The organism is Rhodococcus sp. PvR099 (genome assembly GCF_017833315.1).
GTDB lineage: Bacteria > Actinomycetota > Actinomycetes > Mycobacteriales > Mycobacteriaceae > Rhodococcus_G > Rhodococcus_G oryzae.
In genome coordinates this window covers 3054117-3066900 of sequence record NZ_JAFIBV010000001.1, presented here as the reverse complement: position 1 = coordinate 3066900, position 12784 = coordinate 3054117, and the positions used below count along the sequence as shown (strand labels likewise).

At 66.2% G+C, this 12784-nt stretch carries 10 protein-coding genes and 1 tRNA gene; 4 read left to right on the top strand and 7 right to left on the bottom strand.

Annotated features, from left to right (window positions below; all coding sequences use genetic code 11):
• Window positions 1-33: 33 nt before the first annotated feature.
• The 5 genes from JOE46_RS14070 to JOE46_RS14050 all read right to left on the bottom strand — a co-directional run bounded on the left by JOE46_RS14070 (window position 34) and on the right by JOE46_RS14050 (window position 6565).
• On the bottom strand, window positions 34-1005 hold the full coding sequence (locus tag JOE46_RS14070; RefSeq protein WP_097211886.1) for an antibiotic biosynthesis monooxygenase: 972 nt from the start codon (window positions 1003-1005) through the stop codon (window positions 34-36).
• A gap of 10 nt (window positions 1006-1015) precedes the next feature.
• Window positions 1016-3742 carry a molybdopterin-dependent oxidoreductase gene (locus tag JOE46_RS14065; RefSeq protein WP_097211887.1) on the bottom strand — a complete coding sequence of 909 codons (2727 nt, stop codon included), beginning with the start codon at window positions 3740-3742 and terminating at the stop codon, window positions 1016-1018.
• Window positions 3739-4566, bottom strand: coding sequence for a xanthine dehydrogenase family protein subunit M (locus JOE46_RS14060; RefSeq protein ID WP_097211888.1), 828 nt, complete (start codon window positions 4564-4566; stop codon window positions 3739-3741). The genes JOE46_RS14065 and JOE46_RS14060 overlap by 4 nt, the downstream gene beginning before the upstream one ends.
• Window positions 4567-4721: 155 nt before the next feature.
• Window positions 4722-5387, bottom strand: a complete 666-nt coding sequence (locus tag JOE46_RS14055; protein WP_097211889.1) for a response regulator transcription factor — start codon at window positions 5385-5387, stop codon at window positions 4722-4724.
• The gene (locus JOE46_RS14050; protein WP_179800553.1) at window positions 5384-6565 is read right to left on the bottom strand and encodes a sensor histidine kinase; all 1182 of its coding nucleotides are present in this window, start codon (window positions 6563-6565) and stop codon (window positions 5384-5386) included. Before JOE46_RS14050 ends, JOE46_RS14055 begins: the two co-directional genes overlap by 4 nt.
• Window positions 6566-6790: 225 nt before the next feature.
• On the opposite strand from JOE46_RS14050, the gene JOE46_RS14045 reads away from it, so the two are divergent.
• Window positions 6791-8017: a serine hydrolase gene (locus tag JOE46_RS14045; protein WP_245221046.1), complete on the top strand. Its 1227-nt coding sequence runs from the start codon at window positions 6791-6793 to the stop codon at window positions 8015-8017.
• 83 nt (window positions 8018-8100) lie between these two features.
• A tRNA-Thr gene (locus JOE46_RS14040) sits at window positions 8101-8175 on the top strand.
• Window positions 8176-8188: 13 nt separating this feature from the next.
• On the opposite strand, the gene JOE46_RS26785 is transcribed toward JOE46_RS14040, so the two are convergent.
• Window positions 8189-8629 (bottom strand): tyrosine-type recombinase/integrase, encoded by a 441-nt coding sequence (locus JOE46_RS26785; protein WP_269589064.1) that lies wholly within the window; start codon window positions 8627-8629, stop codon window positions 8189-8191.
• A gap of 348 nt (window positions 8630-8977) precedes the next feature.
• On the opposite strand from JOE46_RS26785, the gene JOE46_RS14030 reads away from it, so the two are divergent.
• Together JOE46_RS14030 and JOE46_RS14025 are read left to right on the top strand one after the other, a co-directional pair.
• A complete protein-coding gene (locus JOE46_RS14030) occupies window positions 8978-10030 on the top strand; it encodes an acyl-CoA dehydrogenase family protein (protein ID WP_097211892.1) in 1053 nt (350 codons plus the stop codon).
• On the top strand, window positions 10015-11175 hold the full coding sequence (locus JOE46_RS14025; RefSeq protein ID WP_097211893.1) for an acyl-CoA dehydrogenase family protein: 1161 nt from the start codon (window positions 10015-10017) through the stop codon (window positions 11173-11175). The genes JOE46_RS14030 and JOE46_RS14025 overlap by 16 nt, the downstream gene beginning before the upstream one ends.
• A gap of 514 nt (window positions 11176-11689) precedes the next feature.
• Here the strand turns inward: JOE46_RS14025 and JOE46_RS14020 are convergent.
• Complete coding sequence (locus JOE46_RS14020) at window positions 11690-12769, bottom strand: acyl-CoA dehydrogenase family protein (protein ID WP_209927601.1); 1080 nt, start codon at window positions 12767-12769, stop codon at window positions 11690-11692.
• Window positions 12770-12784: the final 15 nt, after the last annotated feature.

Here is a 12784-nt window from a genome sequence, read left to right as displayed (position 1 = left end):
GTTCCTCGATTCCGTAGAAGGTGAACTCCTCTGTCAGGGCAGCGTCCAGAACTGTCTCGTCACGAGATAGAACACGACCACCCAGAATGTGTTGACCCCCGCGACGATGGCGATACCCCGGAGATTCGTCCTGCCTTCAGGCACGTCCGCGGGCGGCCGCAGCCAGCGTCGCAGCAGTGGGTTCACGTAGCGCGGCATGGTCACGAAGGTCATGGCGAAGCTGGAGAACAGGTTTCCGATCAGCAGGCCCAGCCACAGCGGCATCTTCAGCGGGGACAGCGCGAGGGTGAGCAGCACCACGGTGGGGTAGAGGCCCACCCAGACGGCGATGGAGGTCTTGACATCGGACGGTGGCGGCGCCTCGTTCCCCTTCTCGTCGAAGGCGAACCAGCTGCCGAAGGAGTTGTCGACGGTGCGTGAGGAGAACTCGTGGAACCTCTCGCCCTCGGTCAGGAGCTGCTGCCGCTTGTTGGAGGTGAGCCACGTGAAGAGGTTCGCGGCGTTGTCGTAGCGGTAGAGCGCGGTCCACTCGTCCTGGATGCCCTCGATGGGGCGGAACAGTTCGCTGCCGCGAAAGCCCTCGAACTTGCACTCCGCCAGCCGCATCCGGTTCTGCCACTCGAGGAAGTCGTCGACGTTGTCCGGCGCAACGCGGTGGGTCACGACGACCGTCACGAGCTGATCGGTCGGCCGGGATCCGCCGGTGATCACCTGCTGCGTCGCGGGGCCGTCGAGGTACTGCTGACCCCGGTCGAGCCAGGCCTGGCGGGTGGCACTGTTCACCCATGCCTGCACGTTGGCGACGGAGTCGAAGCGGTAGACCACCACCCAATCGGGTTGCACGGCAGTGGGTGCCGAGATCTGGGCGCCGAGGAAGCCGGCGTAGTGCGAGGCGGCGACGTTGATCTCCTCCTGCCAGGCCTTGAAGGCCGACTCGCAGCCGCGGCGCACCCGCTGCCCGATGATGACCGTGGCGGTGTCGCGGGTGCGCTCCTCGGCTGCCATGGCCGCCTCCCTACGGGCGCACCGAAGGGGCGCGGGTCCGCGACAGGGCCAGTGGGCCGTAGATGCGCTCGGGTGTCAGGGGCAGCGCCCGGAATTGCACCCCCGTCGCATTCTGGAGGGCGTTGGCCAGCGCGGGCGCGACCGGGTTGATGCAGCACTCCGCCATGCCCTTCGCACGCATCGGCCCGACCGAGTCCGCCGAGTCGACCAGGAGCACCTCGGTGCGGGGCACGTCGGCATAGGTGGGGATGCGGTAGTTGCGCAGGTTCGGGTTGACCATCGTCCCGGCGCCGTCGACGAGGAAGTTCTCGGTCAACGCGAAACCGATGCCCTGCGCGACGCCGCCCTCGATCTGCCCGCGCACCTGCGCCGGGTTGATGATCACCCCGGCGTCGGTGGCCTGCACGCTGCGCAGGACACGGATCTCGCCGGTGACCCGGTGCACGGCGATCCGGAAGCCGTGCGTGTTGGACACCACGCTGCGCGGCGAGCCGTACGCCTTGCGGGCGGCGGTGAACCGGATGCCGCGGGCGCCTGCGGCGAGCTGGAGCACGGTCAGCGGTACGCGGGTGCCGTCGCAGACGACGCCGCCGTCGTCCATGGCACAGGCGGCGACGTCGACCCCCGTGTGCGCGGCGGCGAACGCGAGGATCCGGTCGCGCAGGGCGTTCGACGCCCGCAGCACGGCGTTGCCGGACACGAACAGGCCCGCGCTGGCGAAGGCGCCGGTGTCGAAGCCGGTGCGGTCGGTGTCGGACTGCACCAGGCGGATCCGCGACGGCGTGGTCCCGAGCTGGTTCGCGGCGATCTGCACGTGCGCGGTCGAGGTGCCCTCCCCGAACTCGACGGTGCCGACGGCGAGCTCGTAGACGCCGTCGTCGCCGAGCGTCACCCAGGCCTCGGAGACGTGTTCGGTCGGGGGAGCGGTCTCGTGCAGTGAGCTCGCGGCGCCGGTCCCCACGAGCCAGTCGTCACCGGCGGGCGGGTCGGAGCCGCCGTGCCGCAGGGCCTCGTCGACCAGGTCGATGCACTTTCCGAGCCCGTCCTCCGCGAACACGACGTCGTCCGGTCCGTCCTCGAAGGCGACCAGGGAGTCGCCCGGGCGCACGATGTTGCGGCGGCGCAGCTCGAGCGGGTCGATGCCGAGCGCGACCGCCAGCTCGTGCACGGCGGACTCCACCGCGAACGCGGGCTGGGTCATGCCGTAGCCGCGCAGCGCGCCGCTCGGCACGGTGTTGGTGTACACCGAGTACGCGTCGTATTTCTTGTTGGCGCACCGGTAGATCGAGACGGCGGCCCCGCCCGCGAACAGCGTCTCGCCGCCGTGGTTGCCGTAGGCGCCGGTGTTGGAGACGTTGCGGATCTTCATCGCGGTGAGGGTGCCGTCGGCCTTCGCGCCGAGGGTGACCGTCAGCTTCATCGGGTGCCGCGGCGAGGCCGTCGTGAACTCCTCCTCCCTGGTGAACTCCAGGCAGACCGGGCGCCCGGTGTCCAGCGTGGCGAGGGCAACCAGGTCCTCGGAGATCACCTCCTGCTTGCCGCCGAACCCGCCGCCGACCCGCTTGCAGAACACCCGCAGCTGATCGGGGCGCAGGGCGAACAGGTGGGCCAGCTTGACCTTCGCGATCGACGGTGACTGGGAGCTGGTCCGCACGTGCAGGCGGCCCTCCGCCATCCACGCGATGGACCCGTGCGTCTCCAGGTGCGCGTGCTGCACGCGCGGGGAGAAGTAGGTGCCCTCGTGGACGACATCGGCCTCGGCCAACCCGGTCTCGACGTCTCCGACGTGCCCGTGCAGTTCGAGCAGGATGTTGTGCACGGGGTCCCGCACGAACGGGTCGTGCGAGCCGTGCAGCGCGGGCGCGCCGTGGGCCATCGCCTCCTCTGGGTCGAACACCGCTGGCAGCGGCTCGTACTCGACGACCACCCGGCGGCAGCCCTCCTCCGCGGCCCCGACGGAGTCGGCCAGCACCGCGACCACCCGCTGCCCGACGAAGCGCACCGTGTCGTCGAGGATGTAGGTGTCGTCGGGATCGACGAGGTGATCGGTGTGGATCGCGGTTGTGAAGCGCTTCCGCGGCACGTCCTCCCAGGTGTAGACGCGGTGCACGCCGGGCACCGCGAGCGCGGCGGTCTTGTCGATCGAGATGATGCGGGCGTGCGCGTGCGGCGAGTGCAGCACCTTCAGGTGCAGCATCCCCTCGATCTCGGTGTCCATCGTGAACTCGGCGCGGCCGGTCACCACGTCGGTGGCGGCCGGGGCGGCGACGCTGGTGCCGACGGCGCGACCGGGGAGCGCGTCTTCGATCCCCGTGACCCCGTGCACGGCGTCCTCGATCGACCGATAGCCGGTGCAGCGGCAGAGGTTGCCCTTGAGCGCGCGGGGCAGATCCTGCTTCTGGGCGTCGGTGAAGGTCGCCGACGTCATGATCATGCCCGCGGTGCAGAATCCGCACTGGAAGCCGGGGGCATCGCGGAACTGCCGTTGCAGCGGGTGCAGATCCTCGGGAGTGCCGAGGCCCTCGATCGTGGTCACCTCGCGGCCATCCGCCCGGAACGCGGGGGTGATGCAGCTGTGCACCGGATCGCCGTCGAGCCAGACCGTGCAGGCACCGCAATCGCCTGCGTCGCAACCCTTTTTGACGCCGTGGTGGCCGAGCTCCCGCAGGTGCGTCCGCAGGCACTGGCCGGGTCGCGGCTCCTCGTCGAAGGTCTTGCCGTTCACCGTATAGGTCATGACCGGTCTCCCGACTCGAACTCGACGCGGATCTCCTCGGCGAAGTGCCGCGCGAGGTGGTGGCGGTGCTCGGGGGTGCCGTTCGGGTCGTCGAACCACAGGTCGTCGGGCAGGGAGTCGATGCTGCGCCGCATCGTCTCGGGGTCCGGCACGGTCTCGAACTCCATCCGCACCGGGCGCGTGGTGCCCGCCGTGATGGTGAGGGCGAGGTCGGCGGTGCCGGGGGTCTGGGTGGCGATCATGAACAGGGTGGAGCGCCCCAGCCGGGTGAGGGTGAAGCGGCGGTGGGTGTGGCGTTTGCGCAGCGCGGCGGCCGGGATGTCGATGCGGCGCAGAACCTCGCCGGGCGCCAGCACATTCCGGTGGTCGCCGGTGACGAAGTCGGCCGCGTCGACGGTGCGCTGCGATCCGTCGGGCGCCCACAGCGTGTACGTCGCCTCGAGCGCCACGGTCATCGTGATCATCGGGCCCGCAGGCAGGGACATGCAGATGTTGCCGCCCACCGTCGCCGAGTTCCACACCTTGAACGAGGCCAGGAACGCCTCACAGCTCGTCCTCAGTAGCGGGCCGGCTCGCCAATCGCTCTGCGGCGCAAGGTCGTACAGATCACGAACCGTGCACGTCGCGCCGATCTCCAAGCCGGACTCGCTCGGTACGAGGGCGTCCCAGCCGAGTGCGGTGAGGTCCACCAGCCTGCGCAGCGCGGGCTGCGGAACGGAGAACAGCCACGTTCCCCCGGCCAGCCAGGCATCGCCCTCGCGCCAGTCCGCGCCGGGGCGGTCGGGTGGTCGCCGCACGACATCGCTGATGGTGTTGAGATCCATGGGACCGCTCCCGTCAGGGAATGTGTCGTGCCAAACATACGCCGACCGGGTCCGCGCGGGTCGGCGTTTGGGGCGCCGGGAGGCATATTCGTGCGGCCTCGTATGGCTGGTCCGGCCGGAGGGGTCTCGGTATGTCGCGCCTGGCGTGGCGGTGCTCAGTTTCCCGGGGTGATCAGGCCCGATTCGTATGCGAGCACCACGGCCTGCACCCGATCACGCAGGTCCAGCTTCGACAGAATTCGCCCCACGTGGATTTTCACGGTGCCCTCGGACACCTGCAGGTCGCCCGCGATCTCGCGATTCGACCGGCCGGCCGCGAGCCCGGCGAACACCGTCCGCTCCCGGTCGGTGAGCGCGTTGAGCACCGTGTCGCGCCTGGCCTGCCGGTCCGGTTCGGGCAGAAGCGGCATGAACTGGTCGATCAGGCGCCGGGTCGCGGTCGGAGCGAGCACGGCCTCCCCGTCGGCCACCGTGCGAATCGCGGCGAGTAGAGCCGTCGGGGGCGCGTCCTTGAGCAGAAACCCGCTGGCACCGGCCTTCAGGCCGGCATAGAGGTACTGGTCCACATCGAAGGTGGTGAGGATCAGGATCTTGCAGGCGGGCTGGGCGTCGAGAATGGCGGCGGTGGCCGCGATGCCGTCCATGGTCGGCATCCGGACGTCCATCATCACGACGTCCGGTTCGAGGGCCGCCGCCATCCGGACCCCGGTCGCGCCGTCCCCGGCCTCGCCGACCACCTCGATATCGGACTCGGCCTCCAGGATCAGCCGAAATCCCATCCGCAGCAGGGATTGATCGTCGACCAACAGCACACGGATCACGTGCTCTCTCCTTCGTCCAAGCGAAACCGCGCGGAGACCCGCCAACCGCGGGGCCCCATCGGACCGGACCGCAACACGCCGCCATATGTGTGGACTCGCTCCCGCATCCCGATCAGGCCGCCGCCCCCGCCGGACGGCGTCGTCGCCGCCCCGGCACCGTCGTCCTCGACGTCCACCCGGATCTCGCCGGGCAGGTACCGCAGCCGCACCGAGGCGCGGGTGCCATGGCCGCCGTGTTTGAGGGTGTTGGTGAGCGCCTCTTGCACCAGCCGATAGACCGTGAGCTGGATGGTGGCGGGTAGGTCGATGGCGTTCCCGTGCACCTCGAGTGAGGTCGGCAGTCCTGCGTCACGTACCCGGGCGATGAGCACGTCGAGTTCGGCCAGGTCCGGGACGGGCGCGAGCGCGCAATCTCCGGGGTTCCCGAGCTCGTTCTCGCGCAAGACCCCGAGCAGCCTCCTGGTGTCGGCCAGTGCCTGTCGACCGGTGGCGGACACGGTGCGCATCACCTCGATCCCGCGTTCGGGCGAGGTTGCGCTCGCGGCGACCGCACCCTCGCTGAGGGCAACCATGACGGTCAGGTGGTGCGCGACGATGTCGTGCATCTCGCGGCTGATCCGCGCGCGTTCAGCGGCTGCGGCCAGCTCGCCCTGCTGGTCGCGCTCGCGTTCCAAACGCACCGCGCGATCGCGGAGTTCGGCAAGGTATGCGCGCCGCGTCGATGCGTACAGTCCGAGCCCGAGTGCGGTACCGACCAGGCCCGACACGAGGATCGAGGCGTGCCACCAACTGCCGTCAGTGCTGCGGACGGTGGCGACGATCATGGCGAATTCGAGGACGGCCGCCGCCGCCAGCGCCTCCAGTCGCGATTGCGCAGCGGCGACGGTGTAGAGCGCGATGAGCAGGCCCAGGTCGGCGGCGAGGTTGTCGTTCCAGAGTCCGGCGGCGACCGCGCTGATCAGGACCCAGGCGAATACCGGGATCGGAAAGATGCGCCGTACCGCCAGCGGGGCGAGCACGGCGACCAAGACCGCGATCGCGGCCAAGGGCGGGCCCTCGCCGTCGTGGAAGAGGTCGGGCATCGCCACCGCCACCGCCAGCGCCGCGACGATCGCATCAAAGGCCCAGCGGGCCGACGAGCGGTCATCGAGATGTTCCGCAGGGCGGAGGCAACGCATGGTGGTCATTGTCGCGTGCGCCCCCTTCTATCGCCTCGGCGACTCCGACTCGATCGACGCTAGAACCACTATGCCCGTCTTCGCATCATCCGAGCGGACACATTCGGGGCCTATCGGGTATGTCTCAAGGCCTATGCGCATGTACGCCGCAGGTCGCGATCTTTCTGAAATGCGTAGTCCTGTATCGGTTTTAGTGAATTCAACTGCTCTACTGGGTCGGCGTCCATGGTGGATGCGCTGGAGCGGGAGGGCAGGTCGATGTCGATCAATTGTGTGCGTTCGAGGAGGACCCTGTGCGCCGTCGTGGGGGCGCTCGTGGTGGCGGTCGGGGCCACCGGATGTGGTGGCACGGGTGAGGGCTCCGCGTCGGTTGGCTCGGAGTCCTCGGCGCCCGCCGGCGTGCAGATGGATCAGGCGACGACCGCGAAGCTGGATTCGGCAATAGCGGAGGCGGTCCGGAAGACCGGGGTACCGGGCGCGATCGTGGGCGTGTGGGGACCGAACGGCAGCTATGTCAGAGCAACGGGGACGGCGGACACCGCGACCGGGGCTCCCATGAAGACGGACTTCTACAGCCGGATAGGTAGTGTGACCAAGACTTTCACCGCGACGGCTCTGCTACAGCTGGTCGATGAGGGCAAGGTCGGACTCGATGATCCGATCTCGAAGTACGTCGACGGTGTGACCGAGGGCGACAGAATCACCCTGCGCCACCTGGCGGGCATGCGAAGCGGGCTGGCCGACTACACGTACGACGAACAGTTCGGCACCGATTTCCTTGCCGACCCCAAGGGTGATTTCAGCCCTTGGCAGCTGGTGGGATACGTCAAGGGCGACCCGTTGCATTTCGAGCCGGGTGACCGGCTCGAATACTCCAACACCAACTTCATCCTGCTGGGGATGGTCGTCGAGAAGGTATCGGGGGACTCGATGACGAACATCATCAAGGGGAAGATCCTTGAACCGCTGGGGATGAAGGACACCAACTTTCCCACGTCGAACGCTTTCCCGGAGCCGCACGCCCAGGGTTACACGACGCAGACGAAGGACGAGACGCTCGGGGTCGCGACCGATTGGAATCCGTCGTGGGGGTGGGCTGCCGGTTCGATGATCTCGACGCTCGACGATCTGCGGACCTGGGCGCACGCGCTGTACAAGGGCGACCTGCTCGATGCGGATACCCAGAAGCAGCGATTGCAGATGCTGCCGGCTGAGGGGATCGACGGGGTCGGGTATGGCCTCGGGGTCTTCGATGTGCAGGGATGGATCGGGCACAACGGGAGCCTGCCCGGCTACAAGAGCGTCGTCGTATACCTGCCGGAGAAGGATCTGACCATGGTCATTCTGATCAACTCGGACGTCGACACGCTGGACACCGGGTCGAGCGGTGTCCTCGCCACCGCGATCACCGAGGTGATCAGTCCCGATCACCTCTACACGTTGAGCGGATAGGTCCGGTAGCAGGCCAGGCGCGCATCCGTGCTGTCGGTTTCGGGGCCTCGGAGGCGGCCAGATATGATGGGCGCGCTTTGTCCGCCTCCTTAGCTCAGTGGTAGAGCACTCGCCTTGTAAGCGAAAGGTCGTCAGTTCAATCCTGACAGGGGGCTCCACGGGATCCGGCGTCTACCAGCGCGAATAGTTGGTGGCGCCGGATTTCTCGTTACAGGATCCGGCGAAACTGTCACGGGTCGTCACAACTGATTGCAAACCCGCGGTGGCGAGCGTGAGCGAATCGTCCTGCGAGTGCATGTAGGTGCGCGTCGTGGATGTCGAGTCAGCGTGCCCGAGCCGCGCCGAGATGACCGCGGTGGGGACGCCCTGCAGGTGCATGAGCGTGCCGCAGGTGTGCCGCGCATCGTGCAGCCGGATCGGCGGAACCTTCGCCGCTGTGCAAATCGTCCGCGGCACAATCGCCTCGATCGGGTGCATTGATAATGGGCCACAGTCACCAACATGTTGCGCCGCGTCGAGGTGACCAGTTGGTAGACCCGCTTGAGATCTTCCTGATGTGGACGTACCCCGACCTGGAGTTGGCAGGAAGATGACTTCGACGGCGGCCGTCACTGACCAATTGCTGGCCACTAAGAGCCAGCCGACCCACACAGCAGAGCTGTCCGCCTAACGTCGTGACCTAACGGGGAGTCCAAAACTGACCAGGAGGCAGACGGTATGCGTGTTCTTATCAGTGGAGACGCGACATCGTGCTGCTGAGCACCTCCGATACCGACTGGCACGACGACTCGACGCCAGCGTAGACGTTCCTGCCGTGCATCCGCCGCGCCGGTCGGCCAGACCGGCGACTCGGTCGCGGTCGAGCACCGTCAACAACACCTCCATGACGAAGGGCACTCCCGCAACACATTGGGGATTGGTTCAGCGCGCGGCGCTCATCCATCTCGGGAAGGCGTGTAGATGGATTTCAGTTTTGATGAAACGCAGCTTGCCGTCGAGGAAACGGTCCGAGGGGTCCTCTCCCGGGAGTCGCCCTCTGCGCAATTGTGGTCAGTGCTTCAGGATGCAGGATTGCATGTGCTCAGCATTCCGGAGGAGCATGGTGGCGCCGGCCTGGGCGCAGTCGAGGTCGGCATCGTTGCTCAGGCATTGGGTGAAGCTGCCGTAATAAGTCCATTCGTGGGTGCCGGTATTGCTGGCCTGGTGGCATCGCGGACTGCTGCGGGAATCGAGATCGACGACTGGTGCAAGGGCATCGCTTGCGGAGAGGTGACTGCAGTCAGTGCGCGGGCGCCAGGGCGCATGGGCGTTCCTGAAGCAGTCCCGGTCGAGGGCGATGCCGTTGTGAAAATCGATGGTGACTTCAGCGCGGCGCAGTGCGCTGAGAACGCCCGATGGTTACTCATCCCGACTACGACTGGGCCGGGCCTGATCGATGCAACGCAGCAAGGCGTGACGGTCGTACCGATCGCGAGTTCGTTGGGAACTGAAGATCCCAGTGCACCGATCGACAGTCAATTCCGACTCGTAGACGTTCGGTCCAAGCCGGTGTTCGGCGACCGTCCTGATGCACCGGATCTGTTTGCCGATCTTCACCGCACGGTATTCCTTTCCTATGCGAGCGGTCTCCTGAATGGTGCGTTGAAGTTGACGGCGGATCATCTCAGGAGTAGGACACAGTTCGGGCGCCCCTTGGCAACGTTCCAGGCCGCATCGCAGGAGATTGCCGACATCTACGTCCTAGCGACCGCCTTGGAATCGACGTCCCTGTATTGCAACTGGACTCTCGACAACGGTGGGAGTGCCAGCACCGAACTCGATGCTGCCCTGTTCATGTTCGCGGGCGAGGGGCGCGCGGCGATGCAGATGTGTCACCACTTGCACGGGGGACTGGGTGTAGACGTCACTTACCCAATGCACAGATACTTCTCATTGGCCAAGGATGTCGTGCGCCATTGTGGTGGTGAGAGACAGAATCTCAGAAGGTTGGGTAATCGATGTTCATTGGTCTGACTTCGGAACAAGAGTCACTGCAGAGCGAAATCCGTTCGTATTTCGAATCTCTCGTGAGTGAAGGCGATGTTTCTTCGCTGCTACACGACCGTCACGGCCCAGTGGCCAAACGGATCGTTCGTCAACTCGGACAGGACGGTTGGCTGGGGGTCGGCTGGCCGAAAGAGTTCGGTGGCCGAGGTTTCGGCTCGTTAGAGCAGCAGATCTTCGAGTCGGAGGCGGTGCGCGCGAGCATCCCACTGTCGTCCGTCACCCTGCAAACGGTCGGACCGACTCTGCTGCGATACGGCACTGACGAACAGAAGCAACGCTTCCTGCCGGGCATACTGCGTGGCGAAATCGAGTTTGCGATCGGATACACCGAGCCCGACGCGGGTACCGACCTTTTCTCTTTGTCCACCACGGCGAAGAGGCAATCCGACGGGTCGTACGTCGTCAATGGTCAGAAGACTTACACCACCGGCGGGCATAGCGCGGACTACATATGGTTGGCCGCACGGACCGGCAGCGTGGAATCGCGCCACCGCGGTCTGTCGATACTGATCGTCGACACCAACGATCCGGGATTCAGCTGCACCCCGGTCATCTCACTCGACGGCGCACATCACACCAATGCCACCTACTACGAGGACGTGCATGTTCCGGCGTCGATGTTGGTCGGTGAGGAGAACAAGGGGGTAAGGTACCTGATCTCCCAGCTCAATCACGAGCGAGTGATGCTGAGTCCGTCCGGGCGTATCGCTGCTGTCTACGACCTCGTGCACCGTTGGGCCGCATCAGAGGGGTTGTTGGACATTGACGACGTGAGGGAATGTCTTGGAGAAATCGTCGCGGTTCTGAAGGTCAACAACGTATTGAACTGGCGTGTGGTGGCGTCCGCAGGCCCCGAAGGGCCAAGTCAGGCGGACGCGTCTGCTTCCAAGGTGTTTCACACCACCCGCGTGCAACGCGTGGCCCGGATCGCCGAAGACATCATCTACTCGTGGGGTGACCTCGCTGATCCATACACGGCCCAGACCTTGAAATCACTGGACGTTCATTCCAAGCGGAACGTGGTGATTACCTTCGGCGGCGGTGTCAACGAAGTGATGCGAGACATGGTCTCAGAGGTTGGATTGGGCCTGCCGAAAGTCACCCGCAGGTGACGATGATTCACGGTCAAGCACGGCAGGCGACCGATCCGTGCGTTGTTGCGCGATCCAGCGATGGTGAACAGGATCCGCGAGAGCAGTTACACAAGTCCCTGTGAAATCACTGGAATCAGTGCATGACCGCCGTCTACGCAGTGGCACGCCCTGCGTGCTGAAAGCTGGGTGAGCGGCCCGATGACCGTCACCGCCAGGACGACAGGAGAAGCTGAGTTGGACTCTGGCGTTTCCTCTGGAAGCGCCAGATGCGGCCGCAGGGGTCGCATTTCGCCAATCGATGGCAATGCCAGGAGCTCTCGAAACTTGTGGCGCACGGCTACGTGGATTGTCTGGGTATGTCAGCGTTTCGCTGAGATCGGGCAGGTAGATCAACTCACGCGCGACAACCGACAAACGGTGGGAACTTCGGCCGTTTGTGTCAACGCCCTCGCCAATCGTGACTGAGAACTTCGGTGGCGCAGTTCGACTCGGACCTGCGCCACCGGATACGGCTCCCGGGCGCCGCTATTCGCTACGTCCGCTGGGTCTCGGTGAGGGTGTCGGCCAGCGTTCGAAGTTGTTCGGTGGCAGCACCGAACAGAAATTCGGTGCGTTTGGCGGCCGTAAAGTAGCGATGTACCTGGTAGTCCAGGAAGATGCCGATGCTGGCGTGCACATGGACCATGGTGTGCGCCACCCGATGGCCGGCCTCGGCCGCCCAGAATTTCGCGGTGGCGATTTCGGCATCCGCGAGAAGGCCCTCGGATTCGCGCCAGGCCGCTTGCCAGAGGCTCAGTCGTACCGCCTCGACGTCGAGGTAGGCGTCGGCCAGACGTTGTCTGACCGCCTGGAACTCGCCGATCGGCCTGTCGAATTGCTTTCGGGTGATGGCGTATTCGCTGGTGAGTTCCAGGCCGCGCTCCAAGACGCCGAGTTGGTAGGCACAGGCGGCGATGGTGGCGCGGCGATGCGCCCATCCGGCTGAGCCGTCGCCGGGCGCGCCGAGCGCAGCGGTGCGGCCTACTGCCGTGTCCAGTTCCAGCAGAGCGGCGTCGGAGCCGTCGACGACTTGCTGTTGGGTAGTGCGCAGTCCACGGGTAGCGCGATCGAGCACTAGCAGCAGCGGGCCGCCGTCGGCTACCGCCTCGACGAGGAAGGCATCCGCGAACGCGCCCGCCGGAACTGCGCTGTGCGAGCCGTAGATGCGCCAGCCGGCATCGGTGCGCTCGGCGGTGAATCGGTGGTCTTCCGTGGAGAGAGCCACGGCGACAGTGGCGGTGCCCGCCGCGACCGGAGCGGCCCACCGTGTCTGCTGTTCTTTGTCGCCGAATTGCGCGATCGCGGCAGCTGCGACCGCCGCGCTGGTCAGGTACGGTGCGGGCGCGACTGTGCGGCCGATCTCGATAAGCACGCTGCACTGTTCGAGCACGCTGAACCCGCCGCCGACCGAGGCGGGCAGCGCGGCCTCCAGGAGTCCGGCGCGGGCGAGGGCCGACCATAGCGTGCGGTCGAAACCCGTCGCGTCCGGGATGTTCTTGGCGGTCCAGTCGGTGAGCACGGTGCGGGCCAGTCCGGCCAGGTCGTGCTGGGCATCGGTGAGGGTGAAGTCCATGAGAAGTCCTCGAAA